The 20,888-nt window shown below is 50.9% G+C and carries 20 protein-coding genes and 1 rRNA gene; 9 read left to right on the top strand and 12 right to left on the bottom strand.

Going from position 1 to position 20,888, the window contains the following annotated elements; translation table 11 throughout:
* Positions 1-6: 6 nt before the first annotated feature.
* The 6 genes from lepA to rseD all read right to left on the bottom strand — a co-directional run bounded on the left by lepA (position 7) and on the right by rseD (position 4,846).
* On the bottom strand, positions 7-1,806 hold the full coding sequence (gene lepA / locus FC814_RS15080; protein ID WP_000790173.1) for a translation elongation factor 4: 1,800 nt from the start codon (positions 1,804-1,806) through the stop codon (positions 7-9).
* 197 nt (positions 1,807-2,003) lie between these two features.
* Positions 2,004-2,483: a SoxR-reducing system protein RseC gene (gene rseC, locus FC814_RS15075; RefSeq protein WP_000589060.1), complete on the bottom strand. Its 480-nt coding sequence runs from the start codon at positions 2,481-2,483 to the stop codon at positions 2,004-2,006.
* Entirely contained in the window at positions 2,480-3,436 is a 957-nt protein-coding gene (gene rseB, locus FC814_RS15070; protein WP_000812045.1) for a sigma-E factor regulatory protein RseB, read from the bottom strand. Before rseB ends, rseC begins: the two co-directional genes overlap by 4 nt.
* A complete protein-coding gene (rseA, locus tag FC814_RS15065) occupies positions 3,436-4,086 on the bottom strand; it encodes an anti-sigma-E factor RseA (RefSeq protein ID WP_085461026.1) in 651 nt (216 codons plus the stop codon). Before rseA ends, rseB begins: the two co-directional genes overlap by 1 nt.
* Before the next feature lie 32 nt (positions 4,087-4,118).
* Positions 4,119-4,694, bottom strand: coding sequence for an RNA polymerase sigma factor RpoE (gene rpoE / locus FC814_RS15060; RefSeq protein WP_001295364.1), 576 nt, complete (start codon positions 4,692-4,694; stop codon positions 4,119-4,121).
* Positions 4,691-4,846, bottom strand: coding sequence for a rpoE leader peptide RseD (gene rseD / locus FC814_RS15055; protein ID WP_032147913.1), 156 nt, complete (start codon positions 4,844-4,846; stop codon positions 4,691-4,693). The genes rpoE and rseD overlap by 4 nt, the downstream gene beginning before the upstream one ends.
* 255 nt (positions 4,847-5,101) lie before the next feature.
* Here rseD and nadB point away from each other — a divergent pair, with 255 nt between their 5' ends.
* Positions 5,102-6,724 (top strand): L-aspartate oxidase, encoded by a 1,623-nt coding sequence (gene nadB, locus FC814_RS15050; protein WP_001020197.1) that lies wholly within the window; start codon positions 5,102-5,104, stop codon positions 6,722-6,724.
* On the opposite strand, the gene trmN is transcribed toward nadB, so the two are convergent.
* Complete coding sequence (gene trmN, locus FC814_RS15045; protein WP_024212358.1) at positions 6,709-7,446, bottom strand: tRNA(1)(Val) (adenine(37)-N(6))-methyltransferase TrmN; 738 nt, start codon at positions 7,444-7,446, stop codon at positions 6,709-6,711. The two genes, nadB and trmN, sit on opposite strands and share 16 nt — an antisense overlap.
* Positions 7,447-7,577: 131 nt before the next feature.
* Here trmN and srmB point away from each other — a divergent pair, with 131 nt between their 5' ends.
* Complete coding sequence (gene srmB, locus FC814_RS15040) at positions 7,578-8,912, top strand: ATP-dependent RNA helicase SrmB (RefSeq protein ID WP_000219193.1); 1,335 nt, start codon at positions 7,578-7,580, stop codon at positions 8,910-8,912.
* A gap of 31 nt (positions 8,913-8,943) precedes the next feature.
* Here srmB and FC814_RS15035 read toward each other — a convergent pair whose 3' ends face one another.
* The gene (locus FC814_RS15035) at positions 8,944-9,825 is read right to left on the bottom strand and encodes a LysR family transcriptional regulator (protein WP_137326131.1); all 882 of its coding nucleotides are present in this window, start codon (positions 9,823-9,825) and stop codon (positions 8,944-8,946) included.
* A 102-nt stretch (positions 9,826-9,927) separates the two neighbouring features.
* Here FC814_RS15035 and eamB point away from each other — a divergent pair, with 102 nt between their 5' ends.
* Positions 9,928-10,515 carry a cysteine/O-acetylserine transporter gene (gene eamB / locus FC814_RS15030; RefSeq protein ID WP_000189197.1) on the top strand — a complete coding sequence of 196 codons (588 nt, stop codon included), beginning with the start codon at positions 9,928-9,930 and terminating at the stop codon, positions 10,513-10,515.
* Positions 10,516-10,575: 60 nt separating this feature from the next.
* Here eamB and grcA read toward each other — a convergent pair whose 3' ends face one another.
* Positions 10,576-10,959 (bottom strand): autonomous glycyl radical cofactor GrcA, encoded by a 384-nt coding sequence (gene grcA / locus FC814_RS15025; protein ID WP_000627804.1) that lies wholly within the window; start codon positions 10,957-10,959, stop codon positions 10,576-10,578.
* Between the two features lie 303 nt (positions 10,960-11,262).
* On the opposite strand from grcA, the gene ung reads away from it, so the two are divergent.
* Positions 11,263-11,952 (top strand): uracil-DNA glycosylase, encoded by a 690-nt coding sequence (gene ung, locus FC814_RS15020; RefSeq protein ID WP_032225983.1) that lies wholly within the window; start codon positions 11,263-11,265, stop codon positions 11,950-11,952.
* A 46-nt stretch (positions 11,953-11,998) separates the two neighbouring features.
* Here ung and FC814_RS15015 read toward each other — a convergent pair whose 3' ends face one another.
* Positions 11,999-13,036, bottom strand: coding sequence for a tRNA/rRNA methyltransferase (locus FC814_RS15015; RefSeq protein ID WP_137326130.1), 1,038 nt, complete (start codon positions 13,034-13,036; stop codon positions 11,999-12,001).
* Positions 13,037-13,242: 206 nt separating this feature from the next.
* Between FC814_RS15015 and trxC the strand changes: the two genes are divergently transcribed.
* The 5 genes from trxC to FC814_RS14990 all read left to right on the top strand — a co-directional run bounded on the left by trxC (position 13,243) and on the right by FC814_RS14990 (position 18,961).
* Complete coding sequence (trxC, locus tag FC814_RS15010; protein WP_001098726.1) at positions 13,243-13,662, top strand: thioredoxin TrxC; 420 nt, start codon at positions 13,243-13,245, stop codon at positions 13,660-13,662.
* A 70-nt stretch (positions 13,663-13,732) separates the two neighbouring features.
* The gene (gene tapT / locus FC814_RS15005) at positions 13,733-14,431 is read left to right on the top strand and encodes a tRNA-uridine aminocarboxypropyltransferase (RefSeq protein ID WP_000138186.1); all 699 of its coding nucleotides are present in this window, start codon (positions 13,733-13,735) and stop codon (positions 14,429-14,431) included.
* Positions 14,432-14,462: 31 nt separating this feature from the next.
* Complete coding sequence (gene pat, locus FC814_RS15000; RefSeq protein WP_105279427.1) at positions 14,463-17,123, top strand: protein lysine acetyltransferase; 2,661 nt, start codon at positions 14,463-14,465, stop codon at positions 17,121-17,123.
* Positions 17,124-17,236: 113 nt separating this feature from the next.
* Positions 17,237-18,592, top strand: a complete 1,356-nt coding sequence (gene pssA / locus FC814_RS14995) for a CDP-diacylglycerol--serine O-phosphatidyltransferase (RefSeq protein ID WP_137326142.1) — start codon at positions 17,237-17,239, stop codon at positions 18,590-18,592.
* A 45-nt stretch (positions 18,593-18,637) separates the two neighbouring features.
* A complete protein-coding gene (locus FC814_RS14990) occupies positions 18,638-18,961 on the top strand; it encodes a YfiM family lipoprotein (RefSeq protein WP_137326129.1) in 324 nt (107 codons plus the stop codon).
* On the opposite strand, the gene kgtP is transcribed toward FC814_RS14990, so the two are convergent.
* Complete coding sequence (kgtP, locus tag FC814_RS14985; protein WP_000841090.1) at positions 18,958-20,256, bottom strand: alpha-ketoglutarate permease; 1,299 nt, start codon at positions 20,254-20,256, stop codon at positions 18,958-18,960. The genes FC814_RS14990 and kgtP overlap by 4 nt on opposite strands.
* 353 nt (positions 20,257-20,609) lie before the next feature.
* A 5S ribosomal RNA gene (rrf, locus tag FC814_RS14980) occupies positions 20,610-20,725 on the bottom strand.
* Positions 20,726-20,888 lie beyond the last annotated feature (163 nt).

The raw sequence follows: 20,888 nt of genomic DNA, 5'->3' as shown, positions 1-20,888 counted from the left end.
TAATGGTTATTTGTTGTCTTTGCCGACGTGCAGAATGGCGAGGAACGCTTCCTGCGGCAGTTCGACGTTACCGATCTGCTTCATGCGTTTCTTACCTTCTTTCTGCTTCTGCAGCAGCTTTTTCTTACGGCTGATATCGCCGCCATAACATTTAGCCAGTACGTTTTTACGCAGCTGTTTCACGGTGGAACGCGCAATGATGTGCGTTCCAATCGCAGCCTGAATGGCGATATCAAACTGCTGGCGGGGGATCAGATCTTTCATCTTCTCCACCAGCTCGCGACCACGGTTTTGCGAATTATCACGGTGGGTGATCAACGCCAGCGCATCAACACGTTCACCGTTGATTAAAACGTCAACACGCACCATGTCGGACGCCTGGAAGCGTTTGAAGTTGTAATCCAAAGACGCATAACCACGCGAGGTAGATTTCAGGCGATCGAAGAAGTCGAGTACCACTTCCGCCATCGGGATCTCATACGTCAGTGCCACCTGGTTACCGTGATAAACCATGTTGGTCTGTACGCCGCGTTTTTCTACGCATAGCGTAATGACGTTACCAAGATACGCCTGCGGCAGCAGCATGTGACACTCTGCTATCGGTTCGCGCAATTCATAGATGTTATTCACCGCTGGCAGCTTGGATGGGCTGTCGACGTAGATAACTTCTTTCGCCGTAGTTTCTACTTCATACACTACTGTCGGAGCGGTAGTAATCAGGTCAAGGTCGTACTCGCGTTCCAGCCGTTCCTGAATGATCTCCATGTGCAGCAGGCCGAGGAAGCCGCAGCGGAAACCAAAGCCCAGCGCCGTGGAGCTTTCTGGCTCATAGAACAATGAGGCATCGTTCAGGCTAAGTTTGCCCAGCGCATCGCGGAAGGCTTCATAGTCGTCAGAACTTACCGGAAACAGACCGGCGTAAACCTGCGGTTTGACTTTTTTAAATCCTGGCAGCGCCTTTTCTGCCGGATTACGCGCCAGCGTTAAGGTGTCACCGACTGGTGCGCCGTGGATATCTTTAATCGCACATACCAACCAGCCTACTTCGCCACATTTCAGTTCTGTACGGTCAACTTGCTTCGGCGTGAAAATACCCAGACGGTCGGCGTTATAAGTCTGCCCGGTACTCATGACTTTCACTTTGTCGCCCTTACGCAGGGTGCCGTTTTTAATACGGATAAGTGAGACAACGCCCAGGTAGTTGTCGAACCAGGAGTCGATAATCAGAGCCTGCAACGGGCCTTCCGGATCGCCTTCCGGCGGTGGGATGTCGCGCACCAGACGTTCAAGAACGTCCTGCACACCAACGCCGGTTTTCGCCGAGCAACGCACTGCGTCGGTGGCGTCGATACCAACGATATCTTCAATTTCTTCCGCCACGCGTTCCGGATCGGCTGCCGGTAAGTCAATCTTATTCAGTACCGGCACCACTTCAAGATCCATTTCCATTGCGGTGTAGCAGTTTGCCAGGGTTTGCGCTTCTACGCCCTGCCCGGCGTCAACCACCAGCAATGCACCTTCACAAGCGGCCAGCGAACGCGATACTTCATAAGAGAAGTCCACATGACCCGGGGTGTCGATAAAGTTAAGTTGATAGGTTTCGCCATCGGACGCTTTATAGTCCAGCGTCACGCTCTGCGCTTTGATAGTTATGCCACGCTCACGCTCAAGATCCATGGAATCGAGAACCTGTGCCTCCATTTCACGGTCAGACAGGCCACCGCAGATCTGGATAATACGGTCAGACAGCGTCGATTTACCGTGGTCAATGTGAGCTATGATCGAAAAGTTACGTATATTCTTCATAAAGTATGATTATTGTGCCTTAATGCCCGGTTAACCAGGCTTTTAGAAGTCGCTGTTCTGAGCTTAACGTCTGTATTAATAGAAACGCCGCATTCTACACTACAACATTGAGGCGAGGAAATGTTCATACCGTATGGATTGTGGTATCTGGAAACGTCCTCGCATTTGTTATGCAAAATACAACAAAGCCAGTGAAATCACTGGCTCGCGTCTTCCGAAGATGTTTCAAATCGCACAAGGCCAGGCGGCAATGCCACACTTAAAATGACAGGTTGCCACTCTGCCCGGGCAGCAAACTTACGTGAGAATCCACGCGCAATGAGGAATCCGCCAACGCCGCCGAGAATCGCACCACATAATGCTGCAATATCTGAAGCAAAGAGTAGCTGAAATAACGAAGCGATGAAGAATAATCCCACCAACGGCGACATATAAACCAGTAATGCGGAGCTGAGCAGGCTGCCTTCGGCGATTCCTAATTCCACTTTTTGCCCCGGCACTAACGGTTCATCACAGGGTACGACGATGGTATGCGTGGTTTGCGGGCCAAGTTTATTTAACACGCGGCTACCGCAACCAGCACGGGAAGCACAGCTGCTACATGAGGCTTTGACATCACAACTGACCAGCGCCTGCCCGTTTTTCCAGGAGACAACAGTGGCCCACTCTTTAATCATTGCCCTGCCCCAAACTTAATATTCTCGGCAATGCGCTTCGCCGTTTGCGGTGGCAGTTCACCAACAATGGTGATTTCGGCGTTATCACGTACGCTGGTACTGACGGTTCTGCGTCCGGTGCGCAACATCTGGTCGGTGCTCGATGGCGTAGCGCGGTTAACGTTTACCGAGAAGCTGAATAATCCGTCGGAATAGAGACGTGATTCGATAGGCATGTTGTCCATCGTCGGTAACGGACGCCGACTGCTGGAGACTTCACTAAAGCCCTGCGGCAACCAGGTTGGAGTCCAGTTAAATTTGGCTTTTTCACCCACAGGTACAGAAAGCAGCGGTGGCAAGTTCGCTTTCGCCAGCGTCTGCATACTGCTGCTGATATCCTGATTGACGTTGAAAGCAATCACACGGAATTGTTCCAGCGTTTCACCATCGCGATCAAGGAGATCTACCCGCATCGGTAATTTCGATTCGGTGTCCATCCATACGATGTAGCTGTAGCGTGTGCCATCACGAGCTACTACGCGGATTACCTCACATAAGCGGTCGGCAATACGCGTACGCCCCACGGAGATAAAGTCGTAGTAAGGAGAAAGACGCTTGAAATCGGTATAGATGAGCGATGGCAAAGAATCAACAATGTAATCGCCATTAAGTGTGAACGGTTCAAGACCCGGTTCAAAATAGCTGATTTCATTGCCGCGCTGTACCACTTCCCGGCGCGGGCCATCCATTTGCAACAACTGTGCAAGAGGACGGTTATCGAGGCGTGCATGTCGATAACGCAGAGACTCAACACCTTGTTTATTGATGCTGATGAATGACAGCTCGTAATTCAGTGACTGGCTAGCCAGGTTCATCTGCTGTAATAACGCCCCGGACGCAGGGGTGGCCGAGGCGTTAGCAGAGAATAACAGGCTACCTGTCACTAATGACATGGCAAACCAAAGTTGCTTCATTACTGCGATTGCGTTCCTAAAGTTTGAATTCCTGGCACCTGTACAGCGGCTTGCTGTGTCTGGGCCTGCTCAAACTGAAGCTGTTCGGAGTGGAGTCGACGTTGCAGTTCGTAATCCTGCAACATGGCATTAATGCGACGACGCTGCTCCTGTACCTGCTGCTGTTGACCATTGTTCGTAGTCGCTTCAGAAGGCACTCCCAGACTTACCGGACTGGCTTTACCCATCATCGGCAGAGTATTAAATACCGGAGTTTCGGGCTGCTGGGACGTTTCAGATTGTCCATTATAGTGCTGGACGCCAACGATAACTGCAAGCGATACACACGCCGCTACGCCCATTTGGGTAAGCTGTGCCGCCCACGGACGGACTTTCTGCCAGAATGGCATTTTCTGCCATTGATGCGGTGCAGGCTGAGCCTCTGGGATCAATGTCGTCGGTTGACGTACTGGCTCTTCTTCAATGGCAGCCATCACGCGGGAAGAGATATCGAAATGAAGTACCTCGGGAGTATCACCCCGCATAGAGTCACGGATTAAGTGATAGTTTTCCCAGGTTTTCTGCATTTCCGGGTTGTGAGCCAGTTCGTTAAGCAGCTCACTATCCAGCGTTTCGCCATCCATTAAAGCGGAAAGTTGTTCTTTCTGCATGCCTAATACCCTTATCCAGTATCCCGCTATCGTCAACGCCTGATAAGCGGTTGAACTTTATTATCAATAGCTTCCCTCGCACGGAAGATACGTGAACGCACCGTACCCACCGGACAATCCATGATAGCGGCTATCTCTTCATAGCTCAGGCCATCCAGCTCCCGCAAGGTTATTGCCATGCGTAAATCTTCCGGGAGGGACTCAATAGTTCGGAAAACTATCTGTCTCAGTTCTTCTGACAACATTAAGTTCTCAGGGTTCGAAATTTCTTTCAGCGCGCCGCCACTTTCGAAGTTTTCAGCTTCAATGGCATCCACATCACTGGAAGGTGGACGACGCCCCTGAGCAACCAGGTAATTTTTTGCCGTATTAACAGCAATCCGATACAGCCATGTATAAAAAGCACTATCTCCCCGGAACGAATCCAGCGCACGATAGGCTTTAATAAAAGCTTCTTGTACCACATCGGGAACATCACCCGACGGCACATAGCGGGAAACCAGACTCGCCACCTTATGCTGATAGCGCACTACCAGTAAGTTAAAGGCTTTCTGATCTCCCTTCTGGACCCGCTCAACCAGGACCTGGTCCGTTAACTGCTCGCTCATCCGAGGTAAAATCTCCCCAAACCAAATTTCCACGCGCTATCGAAACGCCACTCCATTAGCTGCAATTTGAGCAAGCAAAGGGTTAGAGTGTCTCGTTTTTGTAAAGTTCCGTAACGCATCTGTTTTTGTTTGTCATGCTGTAGACGGATCATTATCTATCATTATAAGTCTACAGAATCTGAATAACGCATTATCTGTGTAGAAATGCCCATTTAACTGCCTGAAGAGTAACCCAACGGCCTTTTTATTTCACCACCTAATCCTCCGCCGACGAGCAACTTCTCTTTTTCCCGTCTTCCTGAATCAACATGTTTAGCCCTTGTAACAAACATCAAAATAACAGATGTTTAATTGTACAACATGATGCTATGCTGGCCGAACGGTGTTTAGTAAATTAAACAATCAAAATGAATATTTTCCCTGAACATTCTTGTGATGTGTTGATTATTGGTAGCGGTGCCGCCGGGCTTTCACTGGCGCTACGTCTGGCGGATAAGCATCAAGTCATCGTTCTAAGTAAAGGTCAAGTTACAGAAGGCTCGACGTTTTACGCCCAGGGCGGAATTGCTGCCGTGTTTGATGAAACTGACAGCATCGATTCCCATGTGGAAGATACCTTAATTGCTGGTGCCGGAATTTGCGATCGCCATGCAGTTGAATTTGTTGCCAGCAATGCGCGTTCCTGCGTGCAATGGTTGATCGACCAGGGGGTGTTGTTTGATACCCACGTTCGGCCAAATGGCGAAGAGAGCTACCATCTGACCCGTGAAGGTGGACACAGTCACCGTCGTATTCTTCATGCCGCCGACGCCACTGGTAAAGAAGTAGAAACCACGCTGGTGAGCAAGGCGCAGAACCATCCAAATATTCGCGTGCTGGAACGCAGCAACGCAGTCGATCTGATTATTTCTGACAAAATTGGTCTGCCGGGTACGCGGCGGGTTGTTGGCGCGTGGGTATGGAATCGCAATAAAGAAGCGGTAGAAACCTGCCACGCAAAAGCGGTAGTGCTGGCAACCGGAGGCGCATCGAAAGTTTATCAGTATACCACCAATCCTGATATATCCTCCGGCGATGGTATTGCCATGGCCTGGCGCGCGGGTTGCCGGGTTGCTAATCTTGAATTTAATCAGTTCCACCCTACCGCACTGTATCATCCACAGGCTCGAAATTTCCTGTTAACGGAAGCTTTACGTGGCGAAGGCGCTTATTTGAAACGCCCGGACGGTACACGATTTATGCCCGATTTTGATGATCGCGGCGAACTGGCACCGCGCGATATTGTTGCTCGTGCTATTGATCACGAAATGAAGCGCCTCGGCGCGGATTGTATGTTCCTCGATATCAGCCATAAACCTGCGGATTTTATTCGTCAGCATTTCCCGATGATTTATGAAAAGTTATTGGGACTGGGTATTGATCTCACGAAAGAGCCTGTCCCAATAGTGCCCGCTGCGCACTACACCTGCGGTGGCGTGATGGTAGATGATTATGGGCGTACCGACGTTGATGGCCTGTATGCCATTGGAGAAGTCAGCTATACAGGATTACATGGCGCTAACCGAATGGCCTCTAACTCATTGCTGGAGTGTCTGGTCTACGGCTGGTCGGCAGCGGAAGATATTGCAAAGCGTATGCCCTATGTGCGCGGCGTCAGTACGTTACCGCAGTGGGATGAAAGCCGCGTTGAGAATCCTGATGAACTGGTGGTGATTCAACATAACTGGCATGAGTTACGCCTGTTTATGTGGGATTACGTGGGCATTGTACGCACAACAAAGCGCCTGGAGCGCGCCCTGCGGCGGATCAATATGTTGCAGCAGGAGATAGATGAATATTATGCTCACTTCCGTGTGTCGAATAATTTGCTGGAGCTGCGTAATCTGGTGCAGGTTGCCGAGTTGATTGTTCGCTGCGCGATAATGCGCAAAGAGAGTCGGGGCTTGCATTACACGCTGGATTACCCGGAGCTACTCGCGCATTCCGGTCCGTCGATTCTCACCCCCGGCAATCATTACATAAACAGATAAAAAGCCTGGGTCAGCGCCGTATACGCTTCGGAATAGTTCTGGTCTGGCCCACGAATCACTAAGCGATCGCTAAAACACTCCCCCGCCTGTGGGGAGAATGCCAGCAGCACCCGATGCGGCAGTCGCGCTTCGTTTTCCGCCACATCCGTCCGTAAACGTAAATGCCAGCCCATATTTAACGCCAGTTCAGTAAAACCATTACCGACCTGTTCTGGCAGCACCACGCAGAAAAATCCCTCTTCGGTAATGCATTCTGCCGCGCAAGTGAGCAACGTCTGGTGATCAAGTGTAGTGGTATAGCGCGCCTGCTCCCGCTGTGGTGTTGCGCACTCTACTCCCTGCTGATAATACGGCGGGTTGCTGATAATTAAATCAAAACGCGCAGACTGCTGGGTAATCCACTGCTGAATATCCACCGTATGGACGTTAATCCGCTCTGCCCACGGGGACTGCGCGATATTTTCCTGCGCCTGGGCAGCCGCTTCATTTTCAATTTCAACCGCATCGATTATCACGCCATCATCGGTGCGCTGCGCCAGCATCAAAGCCAATAAGCCGCTACCGCTGCCGATATCAAGGCAGCGTTTTACCCCAGCCACAGGAGCCCATGCGCCCAGCAAAATTCCATCCGTTCCCACTTTCATTGCACAGCGATCGTGTGCGACAAAAAACTGTTTAAAAGTAAATCCATTACGACGAAGCACGGATGTAGACTGTGACATGAAAATAAAACCTTGCTGGAAAAACGGCGATAGCGCCGGGTAAGAACAATACCTGAGAAGCGATATCCATACAAACAGATGAAGATTGCAGCCGTAACGTCTATAATCAGCGCCCCACACAGAGGTAGAACATGACTGTAACGACTTTTTCCGAACTTGAACTCGACGAAAGCCTGCTGGAAGCACTCCAGGATAAAGGTTTCACTCGCCCGACCGCCATTCAGGCTGCCGCCATTCCGCCTGCGCTCGATGGCCGTGATGTACTCGGTTCTGCGCCGACAGGCACCGGTAAAACGGCGGCGTATCTGCTGCCAGCGTTGCAGCACCTGCTCGATTTCCCGCGTAAGAAATCCGGTCCGCCGCGTATTTTGATCCTCACCCCAACTCGCGAACTGGCGATGCAGGTGGCCGATCATGCCCGCGAACTGGCGAAACATACGCATCTGGATATTGCCACCATCACCGGTGGCGTGGCTTATATGAACCACGCAGAAGTGTTCAGCGAAAACCAGGACATCGTGGTCGCCACAACTGGTCGTCTGCTGCAGTATATAAAAGAAGAGAACTTCGATTGCCGCGCGGTTGAAACGCTGATCCTCGACGAAGCAGACCGTATGCTGGATATGGGCTTCGCCCAGGATATCGAACATATTGCTGGCGAAACTCGCTGGCGTAAACAAACCCTGCTCTTCTCGGCAACGCTGGAAGGCGATGCTATTCAGGATTTTGCTGAGCGTCTGCTCGAAGATCCGGTGGAAGTTTCTGCGAATCCGTCCACCCGTGAGCGCAAAAAGATTCATCAGTGGTATTACCGCGCCGATGATCTTGAGCATAAAACTGCGTTGCTGGTGCATCTGTTAAAACAGCCGGAAGCGACTCGCTCAATTGTCTTTGTGCGTAAGCGTGAGCGTGTGCATGAACTGGCAAACTGGCTGCGCGAAGCGGGCATCAACAACTGCTATCTCGAAGGTGAGATGGTGCAAGGCAAACGCAACGAAGCGATCAAACGCCTGACCGAAGGCCGCGTTAACGTACTGGTTGCAACTGATGTTGCCGCACGTGGTATCGACATTCCGGATGTCAGCCACGTCTTTAACTTCGATATGCCGCGCAGTGGCGATACTTATTTGCACCGTATCGGGCGTACCGCTCGCGCTGGCCGTAAAGGCACCGCAATTTCACTGGTTGAAGCTCATGACCATCTGCTGCTGGGCAAAGTTGGCCGTTATATTGAAGAGCCAATTAAAGCTCGCGTAATTGATGAGTTACGCCCGAAAACGCGTGCGCCAAGCGAGAAACAGACCGGCAAGCCATCGAAAAAAGTGTTGGCAAAACGCGCCGAGAAGAAAAAGGCTAAAGAGAAAGAGAAGCCACGGGTGAAAAAACGCCATCGCGATACCAAAAATATTGGTAAGCGCCGCAAACCAAGCGGAACGGGCGTGCCGCCGCAAACGACAGAAGAGTAATCATAATGCCGGGTTTAAGCCCGGCATTTTTTTATCCCGGCAAAAAACACTCTTCAACACACTGAATAAAAGTATGCATCGCCGGGCTAACCGCTTTTCCGGCATGGTGAGCGCACATTGCCGTAATGGTCTGCGACGGTTCGCCGAAGGGTAATTCAATTAATTCTCCGCACTCCAGCTCTTTTGCTACCGCAAATCGCGGTAAGTAGCTGACTCCGATGTTTGCCGCGACACATCGCTTGATACTTTCAATGCTTATAAGCTCAATGGTGTGTTCCACCGTAATCCGCCGCTGACGCAGCGTGCTTTCAAATATCTGGCGGAAGACACATTGCGGTTCGTTAATAATAAAGCTACAGGCGTTATGTCTTCCCGGCTCAGTAAAATCGACATCTGTAATTTGCGGTGAAGCCACCAACACCAGTGATTGTTCACCCAACTCTCGTCGGTTCAGAGCATCATCATTCCCTACGCGATAAAAGACACCGATATCGGCCTCATCATTCAGCAATGCATCACGGATCACGTAGCAATTCAGCGACTGCAACGATAAACGTACTTTGGGTGCGCGTTGCCGAAAACGCTGCAACACCTGCGGCATTCGGTAAGAGAGTAGCGTTTCACCTGAAACAACGCGCAGCTCTCCGTCCGGATCCGACTCTTTTTTGGCAGCCTCGCGTAGCGTATCCATCACTCTGGTGAGTTCATAAATGTGCGGCAGCAGCTTTTTTCCTTCGCGAGTGAGGCACATCCGTCGGCCAATTTTCTCAAACAACTGAACCGAGAACTCCTGTTCAAGCTGCTGAATATGAAAAGTAACCGTCGATTGTGTGCAGCACAATTTTTGCGAAGCTCGCAAAAAGGAACCCTCTTCCAGCACGGTTTTAAGCGTAATAAAACGGCGCAGATCCATAAACCCAAACCTATCGAGATTGTCGAATTTAGAATGAAAAAACATTCATTTTTTTAAATGTTTCATGTCGGGTACTGTCTACCAAAACAGAGGAGATAACAAGTGACACCGACCCTTTTAAGTGCTTTTTGGACCTACACTCTGATTACGGCCCTCACGCCAGGACCGAACAATATTCTCGCTTTGAGTTCAGCCACGTCGCATGGGGTTCGTCAGAGTTCCCGCGTGCTGGCAGGGATGAGTCTGGGATTTTTAATCGTCATGTTGCTGTGTGCGGGAATTTCGTTTTCACTGGCTGTTATCGATCCGGCAGCAGTGCATTTGTTGAGTTGGGCGGGGGCAGCATATATTGTCTGGCTGGCGTGGAAAATCGCTACCAGTCCAACAAAAGAAGACGGACTTCAGGCAAAACCGATCAGTTTTTGGGCCAGCTTTGCTTTGCAGTTTGTGAACGTCAAAATTATTTTGTACGGCATTACGGCACTGTCGACGTTTGTTCTGCCGCAAACACAGGCGTTAAGCTGGGTAGTTGGCGTCAGCGTTTTGCTGGCGATGATTGGGACGTTTGGCAATGTGTGTTGGGCGCTGGCGGGACATCTGTTTCAGCGATTGTTTAACCGCTATGGCCGCCAGTTGAATATCGTGCTGGCGCTGTTGCTGGTCTATTGTGCGGTACGCATTTTCTATTGAAAGACAAAAGAAAAGCGGAAGAGGTCACCCTCTTCCGCTTAATAACTTGCTACTTAAGCCTTACAGGCTTTCAGTAAAGGTACGAGCGATAACGTCGCGCTGCTGTTCCGGAGTCAGAGAGTTGAAGCGAACTGCATAACCGGATACACGGATGGTCAGCTGCGGATATTTTTCCGGATGCTTAACTGCATCTTCCAGAGTTTCACGACGCAGAACGTTTACGTTCAGGTGCTGACCACCTTCAACGCGAACTTCTGGTTTAACTTCTACTGGAACTTCACGGTATTCAATGTCACCCAGTTTGCTTACTGCAACCACTTCGTCTTCTGCAAAACCTGCTTTCGCAACGATGCAACGCGCTTCGCCTTTTTCGCTGTCCAGCAGCCAGAAAGAGTTCAGCAGATCGTCATTAGCGGCTTTAGTAATCTGGATACCTGTAATCATGTGATGCCTCCCCGGCAAATTATTTGATTTGATTAGCCTGTCGCGGCCAATTGGTAAAACCATTGTTGCTTGAGTGTATATATACTCCTCAAACACCCTTGATTCTTTGATTTAAATCAATAAAAACCACACATCAAATGTGGTCGTAAATGGATTTTATTGTTTTACATCAACTTATGCGAGCGTGAAATTTTACCAATTTACACTTTTTTGCACTCGTTTATGGCTAAAAAATGAGCTTGATTTTGTTCTGTAGAAAGAAGCAGTTAAGCTAGGCGGATTGAAGATCCGCAGGAGAGCGAGATGACTAACCAATTAACCTGGCATGACGTGCTGGCTGAAGAAAAGCAGCAACCCTATTTTCTTAACACCCTCCAGACCGTTGCCAGCGAGCGGCAGTCCGGGATAACCATCTACCCACCACAAAAAGATGTCTTTAACGCCTTTCGCTTTACTGAACTGGGCGATGTCAAAGTGGTGATCCTCGGTCAGGATCCTTACCACGGCCCCGGACAAGCGCACGGTCTGGCATTTTCCGTTCGCCCAGGCATTGCTATACCGCCTTCTCTACTGAATATGTACAAAGAGCTGGAAAATACCCTTCCAGGCTTTACTCGCCCGACACATGGCTATCTTGAAAGCTGGGCACGTCAAGGGGTTCTCCTGCTCAACACCGTATTGACGGTGCGCGCAGGCCAGGCACATTCCCACGCCAGCCTCGGCTGGGAAACGTTTACTGATAAAGTCATCAGCCTGATTAATCAGCATCGTGAAGGCGTGGTGTTTTTGTTGTGGGGATCACATGCGCAAAAGAAAGGGGCGATTATAGATAAGCAACGCCATCACGTGCTGAAAGCGCCACATCCGTCACCGCTTTCGGCGCATCGTGGATTCTTTGGCTGCAACCATTTTGTGCTGGCAAATCAGTGGCTGGTACAACGTGGCGAGACGCCGATTGACTGGATGCCAGTATTACCGGCAGAGAGTGAGTAATTGACGGAAAAATACCGGATGGCAGAATTGCCATCCGGCTGATTTATCAGGCTTTATTCTGACGCCACCATTCGCCAAGCAGAACACCCGTTGCGACAGAGATATTCAGACCAGCAACGTTGCCAGTACCGTCAATCTTCACGCGCAGATCGTTCGGATCGCGTGCGGCATCCGGTAACCCTTCGTATTCCTGACCCAGCACCAGCACCATTTTCGCTGGCAGACTGGTGTTGAACAGCGGTTTACCCTGCTCGCTGGAAGTGGTCACTACGGTGTAACCCGCCTGACGGAAATCATCCAGCACGTTAACAATGTTGTCGCCGGTAATCGGCTGAACGTGCTCTGCGCCGCCTTCTGCGGTACGGATTGCCGCACCCGATTCCAGCAACGCCGCATCCTGCACCACAACTCCTTTCACGCCGAAGTGCGCACAGCTACGCATCATGCCACCCAGGTTATGCGGGTTAGATTCGTTTTCCAGCGCCAGTACGCAATCCTGCGCGCCAGCCTGGCTTACCCACTGCTGTACGGTTGTGCCGTTACGCTTTTTGATCAGGAAGCAAACGCCGCCGTGATGTTCCGTGCCTGACGCTTTTGTCAGTTCCGCTTCATCCACTACATGGTACGCTTTGCGGTTTGCCGCCATCCAGCGCAATGCTTCTTTAAAACGTGGCGTTACGCTCTGGATAAACCAGGCGCGAACAATCGCTTCCGGACGACTCTGGAACAGTGCCTGACATGCATTTTCGCCGTAGACGCGGGTTTCTTCCGCACGCTGACGACGCAAAACTTCGGGATCAATAAAACTTTTACCACTGATGCCACCGTGATCGGCCTTTTCTGGTGCCTCATCACCCGGCGCGCGGGAAACGGTGCGCCACGGCGACTCTTCCCACTTGCGGTCACGGGGCTGACTCTGTTTGTCATCGCGGGCGGGGCGACGGCCACCGTCAGCACGAGATTTTCCTGGACGCCCGCCCCCTTTCCCGGTGCGCGGGTTGTGGGTACGTTTATCAGAATCATCATCACTGCGGACATACATCACTTTGACCTTGCCGCTTTTACCTTTCATTTCATCGTTCATGCTTTTCTCCACCAGCGCTGCGCGAAGCGCGCAGATTACCCGAAGTGCGCGCGGTTCGCCATGATTTCGTACCAAAGCCTGCGACTATCATACCTATTGAATAAAACAGATTGTTGTCTGGAACATTGCCTTTGATAATATGTAACATATTAGAAACATACCGGCGTCATTGCCGATAAGTCTCCTTACTCATCCCGAGGTTAGTTATGAATACCGTTTGTACCCATTGTCAGGCCATCAATCGCATTCCCGACGATCGGATCGAAGATGCGGCAAAATGCGGACGCTGCGGTCACGACCTGTTTGACGGAGAGGTGATTAATGCGACCGGTGAAACGCTCGACAAATTGCTGAAAGACGATCTGCCTGTAGTGATCGACTTCTGGGCGCCGTGGTGCGGCCCTTGCCGTAACTTCGCGCCGATTTTTGAAGATGTTGCGCAAGAGCGTAGCGGTAAAGTGCGTTTTGTAAAAGTGAATACCGAAGCCGAACGTGAATTAAGCAGCCGCTTTGGTATTCGTAGCATTCCGACGATCATGATTTTCAAAAATGGTCAGGTTGTTGACATGCTTAACGGCGCTGTGCCGAAAGCGCCGTTCGATAGCTGGTTGAACGAATCTCTTTAATCTTGCCGGGGCGCATCTTGTGCCCCGTTTTCTCCTCTGCGACAATGGCGGTTTTTCGACGTTCTCTCTCATGACCGAAAACGCTGTTCTCCAGTTACGCGCCGAACGTATTGCACGCGCAACGCGTCCTTTTCTTGCCCGTGGTAATCGCGTTCGTCGTTGCCAACGCTGTCTTTTGCCAGAGAAACTTTGCCTCTGTTCGACAATCACCCCAACTGAAGCAAAAAGCCGTTTTTGTTTGCTGATGTTCGATACCGAGCCAATGAAGCCCAGCAATACCGGACGTTTAATTGCTGATATCTTGCCGGATACTGTCGCGTTTCAATGGTCGCGTACCGAACCCTCGCAAGATTTGCTGGATCTGGTACAAAACCCGGATTATCAGCCAATGGTGGTTTTTCCTGCCTCGTATGCCGGCGAGCAACGGGAAGTCATCTTCTCGCCGCCTTCCGGTAAGCCGCCGCTGTTTATTATGCTCGATGGCACCTGGCCGGAAGCACGCAAGATGTTTCGTAAAAGTCCGTATCTGGATAATTTCCCGGTTATTTCCGTCGATCTTTCCCGGCTTTCTGCCTATCGCCTGCGTGAAGCCCAGGCCGAAGGCCAATATTGTACTGCCGAAGTAGCCATCGCACTTTTAGATATGGCAGGCGATACCGAAGCAGCAACGGGCTTAGGCGAGCATTTCACTCGTTTTAAAACGCGCTATCTGGCAGGAAAAACGCAACATCTGGGTAGCATCACAGCAGAACTGTTAGAAAGCGTTTAAAATCATTCGGTCACTTCTGCGGGAGACCGGTATGAGTCAGCGAGGACTGGAAGCACTACTGCGACCAAAATCGATTGCGGTAATTGGCGCATCGATGAAACCCAATCGCGCAGGTTACCTGATGATGCGTAACCTGCTGGCGGGAGGCTTTAACGGACCGGTACTCCCGGTGACGCCAGCCTGGAAAGCGGTGTTGGGTGTGTTGGCCTGGCCGGATATTGCCAGCTTGCCCTTTACACCCGACCTTGCGGTTTTGTGTACCAATGCCAGCCGCAATCTTGCTCTTCTGGAAGAGCTCGGCGAGAAAGGCTGTAAAACCTGCATTATTCTTTCTGCACCGGCATCTCAACACGAAGATCTCCGCGCCTGCGCCCTGCGCCATAACATGCGCCTGCTAGGACCAAACAGTCTGGGCTTACTGGCTCCCTGGCAAGGTCTGAATGCCAGCTTTTCGCCTGTGCCGATTAAACGCGGCAAGCTGGCGTTTATTTCGCAATCGGCTGCCGTCTCCAACACCATCCTCGACTGGGCGCAACAGCGTGAGATGGGCTTTTCCTACTTTATTGCGCTCGGCGACAGCCTGGATATCGACGTTGATGAATTGCTCGACTATCTGGCGCGGGACAGTAAAACCAGCGCCATCCTGCTCTATCTCGAACAGTTAAGCGACGCGCGACGCTTTGTTTCGGCTGCCCGTAGCGCCTCTCGCAATAAACCGATTCTGGTGATTAAAAGCGGACGTAGCCCAGCGGCGCAACGTCTGTTGAACACCACGGCAGGAATGGACCCGGCGTGGGATGCAGCTATTCAGCGTGCAGGTTTATTACGAGTGCAGGACACTCACGAACTGTTTTCGGCGGTAGAAACCCTTAGCCATATGCGCCCGCTACGTGGCGACCGGCTGATGATAATCAGCAACGGTGCCGCGCCTGCCGCGCTGGCGCTGGATGCCTTATGGTCGCGCAATGGCAAGCTGGCAACGCTAAGTGAAGAGATTTGCCAGAAACTGCGCGATGCGCTGCCAGAACATGTTGCTATCTCTAACCCGCTCGATCTGCGCGATGACGCCAGCAGCGAGCATTATGTCAAAACGCTGGATATTCTGTTTCACAGCCAGGATTTTGATGCGCTGATGGTTATTCATTCGCCCAGCGCCGCAGCGCCCGCAACAGAAAGTGCGCAAGCATTAATTGAAGCGGTAAAACATCACCCTCGCAGCAAGTATTTATCTCTGCTGACGAACTGGTGTGGAGAACACTCCTCGCAAGAGGCACGACGTTTATTCAGCGAAGCCGGGCTGCCGACCTATCGAACGCCGGAAGGTACTATTACCGCTTTTATGCATATGGTGGAGTACCGACGTAATCAGAAGCAACTACGCGAAACGCCGGCGCTGCCCAGCAATCTGACCTCTAATACCGCAGAAGCGCATATTCTGCTACAGCAAGCCATTGCTGAAGGAGCGACATCACTCGATACCCATGAAGTTCAGCCCATCCTGCAAGCGTATGGCATGAACACGCTTCCCACCTGGATTGCCACTGACAGCACCGAAGCTGTACATATTGCCGAACAGATTGGTTATCCGGTGGCGCTGAAGTTGCGCTCGCCGGATATTCCGCATAAATCAGAAGTTCAGGGCGTGATGCTCTATTTGCGTACGGCTAGTGAAGTCCAGCAAGCCGCGAACGCTATTTTCGATCGGGTAAAAATGGCCTGGCCGCAGGCGCGTATTCACGGCCTTTTAGTGCAAAGTATGGCTAACCGTGCAGGTGCTCAGGAGTTGCGCGTAGTCGTCGAGCACGATCCGGTTTTCGGGCCGTTGATCATGCTGGGTGAAGGCGGTGTGGAGTGGCGTCCTGAAGATCAAGCCGTCGTCGCACTGCCGCCGCTGAATATGAACCTGGCCCGCTATCTGGTTATTCAGGGGATCAAAAGTAAAAAGATTCGTGCTCGCAGTGCACTGCGTCCACTCGACGTCGCGGGCTTAAGCCAGTTACTGGTGCAGGTTTCCAACCTGATTGTCGATTGCCCGGAAATTCAGCGTCTGGATATTCATCCTTTGCTGGCTTCCGGCAGTGAATTTACCGCGCTGGATGTCACGCTGGATATTGCGCCTTTTGAAGGCGATAACGAGAGTCGGCTGGCTGTGCGCCCTTATCCGCATCAGCTGGAAGAGTGGGTAGAATTGAAAAACGGCGAACGCTGCTTGTTCCGCCCGATTTTGCCGGAAGATGAGCCGCAGCTTCAGCAATTCATTTCGCGAGTCACCAAAGAAGATCTTTATTACCGCTACTTTAGCGAGATCAACGAATTTACCCATGAAGATTTAGCCAACATGACGCAGATCGACTACGATCGAGAAATGGCTTTTGTGGCGGTACGACGTATTGATCAAACAGAAGAGATCCTCGGTGTCACACGAGCGATCTCCGACCCAGATAACATCGATGCCGAATTTGCCGTACTGGTTCGATCGGATCTCAAAGGATTAGGCTTAGGCCGCCGCTTAATGGAAAAGTTGATTACCTATACGCGAGATCACGGACTGCAACGCCTGAATGGTATTACGATGCCAAACAATCGTGGCATGGTGGCGCTGGCTCGCAAGCTCGGGTTTAACGTTGATATCCAGCTCGAAGAGGGGATCGTTGGGCTTACGCTAAATCTTGCCCAGCGCGAGGAATCATGAGTAAGGTACTGGAAATGTTGACCACTTAATCGGGACTGGTGTTATTATTGCTCGCTTATGTCGTCTGCATTGCACAGAGGACCCTTCAATGAACAGAGAAGAAATGCACTGTGATGTTGTCAAAATTTAAGCGTAATAAACATCAACAACACCTTGCCCAACTACCCAAGATTTCTCAATCAGTTGATGATGTCGATTTCTTTTACGCTCCCGCCGACTTCCGGGAGACGCTGCTGGAAAAAATAGCCAGCGCGAAGCAGCGCATTTGCATTGTTGCCCTGTATCTCGAACAGGATGACGGTGGCAAAGGCATTCTGAACGCGTTGTATGAGGCTAAAAGGCAGCGTCCGGAACTGGATGTGCGGGTGCTGGTCGACTGGCATCGTGCACAGCGTGGACGCATTGGCGCTGCGGCATCTAACACTAACGCTGACTGGTACTGCCGCATGGCGCAGGAAAATCCGGGCGTAGATGTTCCGGTTTATGGCGTTCCAATCAATACCCGTGAAGCCCTTGGTGTTCTGCACTTTAAAGGCTTTATCATCGACGATAGCGTACTTTATAGCGGTGCCAGCCTGAACGATGTTTACCTGCATCAGCACGATAAATATCGCTACGACCGTTATCATCTGATCCGTAACCGTAAGATGTCAGACATTATGTTTGAATGGGTTACACAGAATATTATGAATGGTCGCGGCGTTAATCGTCTGGATGATGTTAATCGCCCAAAAAGTCCGGAAATCAAGAACGACATTCGCCTGTTCCGCCAGGAGCTGCGTGATGCCGCTTATCATTTCCAGGGCGATGCCGACAACGATCGGCTTTCCGTAACGCCGTTGGTAGGTCTGGGGAAATCGAGTCTGTTGAACAAGACCATTTTCCATCTTATGCCTTGTGCCGAGCAGAAACTAACCATCTGCACCCCCTACTTCAACCTGCCAGCAATCCTTGTGCGCAATATCATCCAGTTGCTGCGCGAAGGGAAAAAGGTCGAAATTATTGTTGGTGATAAAACCGCGAATGACTTCTACATTCCGGAAGATGAACCTTTCAAGATAATTGGCGCACTGCCTTATCTTTATGAGATCAATCTGCGTCGCTTCCTGAGCCGTTTGCAGTATTACGTCAATACTGACCAGTTAGTGGTTCGGTTATGGAAAGATGACGACAACACCTATCACCTGAAAGGGATGTGGGTTGATGATAAGTGGATGCTGGTAACCGGTAATAACCTGAACCCACGCGCCTGGCGTCTGGATCTGGAAAACGCCATTTTGATCCACGATCCGCAACTGGAGCTTGCACCACAGCGTGAGAAAGAACTGGAGCTGATCCGCGAGCATACTACCATCGTTAAGCACTACCGCGATCTGCAAAGTATTGCCGATTATCCGGTGAAGGTTCGCAAACTTATCCGCCGTTTGCGCCGTATCCGCATCGACCGATTAATTAGCCGCATCCTGTAATCACAACCCCGTCCTGTACGGGGTTTGTTTTTTGGAGGCCACGTTTTGCGTATTCTTTTTGTCTGTTCGCTATTGTTACTTTCTGGATGCAGCCACATGGCTAACGATAGCTGGAGCGGGCAGGATAAAGCTCAACACTTTATCGCCTCGGCGATGCTTTCTGCCGCCGGAAATGAATACGCACAGCATCAGGGAATGAGCTCTGACCGTAGCGCCACGTTCGGGCTGATGTTCTCTGTAGGGCTGGGCGCGTCAAAAGAACTTTGGGATAGCCGCCCTAAAGGGAGCGGCTGGAGCTGGAAAGATTTTGCCTGGGATGTCGCCGGTGCAACTACCGGCTATACCATCTGGCAACTGGCGCACCACTAAAGACGCATTCCCTTCCCTTTGCGATGCAATGTTAGTGAAACCAGAAATGCAATAACTGACATAAAGGTGACATACCAGAAGAAGGCTGTTTCCATTCCTACCGATTTCAACGATAACGCTACATACTCTGCGGAGCCACCAAATATAGCATTGGCGACTGCATATGACAGACCAACGCCTAATGCGCGAACCTGTGCCGGGAACATCTCAGCCTTCAGTATTCCACTGATTGAAGTATAAAAACTCACTATCAGCAGGGCGCACATCACCAGACCAAAAGCGGCATAAGGAGAGGAAACGTTCTGCAATGCTGAAAGAATCGGAACGGTAAAAATGGCTGCCAGAGAACCGAAACATAACATTGAAGTTCGGCGGCCAATCTTATCCGACAGTGCCCCAATGAGCGGCTGGATGAGCATAAATACAAACAGTGCTGCTGTCATAATGCCGCTTGCTACGTTTGCGTGCATTCCCGCAGTATTCACCAGATACTTCTGCATGTAAGTGGTGAAGGTATAGAAACAAAGGGAGCCCGCAGCGGTAAAACCGAGAACCATGATGAATGCTCGGCGATTGCGCCATAATCCTTTCAGAGATCCAGCTTCTTTTAAAGCGCGTGTTTCTTGTTGTGAAGTTTCATCCAATTGACGGCGTAACCACAACGCTACAACAGCTAACACAGCTCCTAACGCAAAAGGAATACGCCATCCCCACTCTCTGAGTGCAGCGTCTTCCATGGTGTGTTGTAAAACCACGACAACCAGTAGGGCTAGCAGTTGTCCGCCGATCAACGTGACATACTGAAATGAAGCATAAAAACCTTTACGACCTTCTACTGCGACTTCACTCATATAGGTGGCGCTGGTGCCATATTCTCCGCCAACGGATAATCCCTGAAATAAACGCGCGAGAAGCAATAATGCCGGAGCCCACGTACCGATTGTTTCATAACCAGGCAAACAGGCGATTACCAGTGAGCCGAAACACATCATACACACCGATAACAGCATCGATTTTTTACGACCATGTTTATCGGCTATGCGTCCAAATAGCCAACCGCCTATTGGGCGCATCAGGAATCCCGCAGCAAAAACACCGGCTGTTTGCAGTAGTTGAGTAGTCGTGTTCCCAGAAGGGAAGAAGATGTGGGCGAAGTAGAGTGAACAGAACGAGTAGACATAGAAATCGAACCACTCGACCAGATTACCTGAAGAGGCCCCCACAATTGCCCAAATGCGGCGACGAGTATCACTACTTGTCAGTTTGCCGTCTGCCGTTACAGTGCTTTCTGCCATGCCACTATTTCTCCTGCCCTAATCCGATGCTTTGTCGGTTGCTGTTGTTTATTTTTTTTGGTAAATAAAATGTTATACATTTGTTGTACATCATTATACAACCTTAACCATGAATTTAGTTAGCAGGAAAATGGTTATTGAGGATCTTAACGATAGATTTCTGGTAAAGGGGACGTATGGAAGTAGGCAAATTGGGGAAGCCGTATTTGCTGGCGTATGTGGAGGAATAATGCGCGGTTTCCCCCTACCGTGCCTGCGTAGACCGGACAAGACGCGCCAGCGTCGCATCCGGCATTTTTTTTGCACCAACGCAAAAAGGCCATCCTTACGGATGGCCTTCTGCTTTATCTGATGCCTGGCAGTTCCCTACTCTCGCATGGGGAGACCCCACACTACCATCGGCGCTACGGCGTTTCACTTCTGAGTTCGGCATGGGGTCAGGTGGGACCACCGCGCTACGGCCGCCAGGCAAATTCTGTTTATCAACACGTCCTGTTCCGACATGTCGATTTAATCTGTATCAGGCTGAAAATCTTCTCTCATCCGCCAAAACACCTTCGGCGTTGTAAGGTTAAGCCTCACGGTTCATTAGTACCGGTTAGCTCAACGCATCGCTGCGCTTACACACCCGG

The organism is Escherichia sp. MR, from assembly GCF_005280595.1.
Classification (GTDB): Bacteria; Pseudomonadota; Gammaproteobacteria; order Enterobacterales; family Enterobacteriaceae; genus Escherichia; species Escherichia ruysiae.
This window is presented reverse-complemented; position numbering and strand designations above follow the sequence as displayed.